The 1,863-nt window shown below is 66.5% G+C and carries 1 protein-coding gene; it reads left to right on the plus strand.

Going from position 1 to position 1,863, the window contains the following annotated elements; all coding sequences use genetic code 11:
• Positions 1-1,863 (plus strand): bifunctional sugar phosphate isomerase/epimerase/4-hydroxyphenylpyruvate dioxygenase family protein (locus ACMGE0_RS33400; protein ID WP_436820144.1); only part of this gene is annotated, 1,863 nt, incomplete at both ends.

A 1,863-nucleotide genomic window follows, 5' to 3' on the forward strand; every position in this document is an offset into this window, starting at 1 on the left:
ACGTCGATAGCGACGGTATCGATCAGCGGGGACCTTCCCGAGAAGCTGGAGGCGATTTCGAAGGCTGGGTTTGACGGGGTCGAGATCTTCGAGAACGACTTCCTGGCGTTTGACGGCCGTCCTGCGGATGTCGGGAGGATGGTGCGGGATTTCGGGCTGGAGATCACCCTGTTCCAGCCGTTCCGGGATTTCGAGGGCATGCCGGAACCGCACCGCTCCCGCACCTTCGACCGCGCCGAGCGCAAGTTCGACGTCATGCAGCAGCTCGGCACCGACCTGCTGCTGGTCTGCTCGAACGTCTCGCCGGTGTCGCTCGGCGGCATCGACCGGGCGGCGGCCGATTTCCACGCGCTCGGCGAGCGGGCGGCCAGGCGCGGCCTGAAGGTCGGCTACGAGGCGCTCGCCTGGGGCCGCCACATCAACGACCACCGCGACGCCTGGGAGATCGTCCGCCGCGCCGATCATCAAAACATCGGCCTGATCCTCGACAGCTTTCACACGCTGTCGCGGAAGATCGACATCAACTCGATCCGCTCCATCCCGAAGGACAAGATCTTCATCGTCCAGCTGGCCGACGCGCCGCTGATCGACATGGACCTGCTCTACTGGTCGCGGCATTTCCGCAACATGCCGGGCGAGGGGGACCTGGCGGTGACGGACTTCACGGCGGCGGTCGCCGAGACCGGCTATGACGGCTATTTCTCGCTGGAGATCTTCAACGACCAGTTCCGCGGCGGCCAGGCGCGGCCGATCGCCGCCGACGGCCACCGCTCGCTGGTCTATCTCGGCGACCAGGTGCGCCGCAGGCCGAACGTCTCCTCGCTCACCGTTGCCGCCATGCCGGAGCGGGCGACGGTGACGGGCATCGGCTTCGTGGAGTTCTCGGCCGACGAGAAGGACGCCGCCGATCTTGCCGGCATCCTGCGGACGCTCGGCTTCCGCAAGGTGGCCGCCCACCGGACGAAGAAGGTCGGCCTCTACAGCCAGGGCGACATAAGGCTGCTCGTCAACACGGAGGAGAAGGGTTTCGCCAGCGCCTCGTTTGCGGTGCACGGCACCTCGGCCTATGCGCTGGCGCTCAAGGTCGGGGATGCCAAGGATGCGCTGGCGCGCGCCGTGGCGCTCGGGGCGGAAGCCTTCCGCCAGCCGGTCGGCCGGGGCGAGGTGGAGATCCCGGCGATCCGCGGCGTCGGCGGCGGGCTGATCTATCTGATCGACGAGAAGAGCAGGCTCGGCCGGTTTTCCGAGATCGACTTCCTGCCGGTGGCGGAGGACGTGGCGGAGGATGCCGAGGTCGCGCCGGCGCATCTCGAACACGTGGACCACATCGCCCAGACGGTCGCCTATGACGAGATGCTGACCTGGCTTCTGTTCTACACCTCGATCTTCGAGGCGCAGAAGACGCCGATGGTCGACATCATCGATCCGGCCGGCGTGGTCAGGAGCCAGGTGGTGGAGAACGCCTCCGGCAGCCTGCGGATCACGCTGAACGGGGCGGAGAACCGCCGCACGCTGGCCGGGCATTTCATTGCCGAGACGTTCGGTTCGGGCGTCCAGCATCTGGCCTTTTCGACGAACGACATCTTCGCCACCGCCGAGGCGCTGCGCCGGAACGGCTTCCGGCCGCTTCCAATCTCGCCGAACTACTACGGCGACGTGGAGGCCCGCTTCGGCCTCGATCCGGAGTTGACCGAGAGGCTGAAGGCCGACAACATCCTCTACGACCGCGACGAGCACGGCGAATATTTCCAGCTCTACAGCATGACCTTCGGGGAGGGCTTCTTCTTCGAGATCGTCGAGCGCCGCGGCTACAGAGGCTACGGCGCCCCCAACGCCATCTTCCGCATCGCTGCCCTCAAAAAA

This window comes from Neorhizobium descurainiae (genome assembly GCF_051400715.1).
Classification (GTDB): Bacteria; Pseudomonadota; Alphaproteobacteria; order Rhizobiales; family Rhizobiaceae; genus Neorhizobium.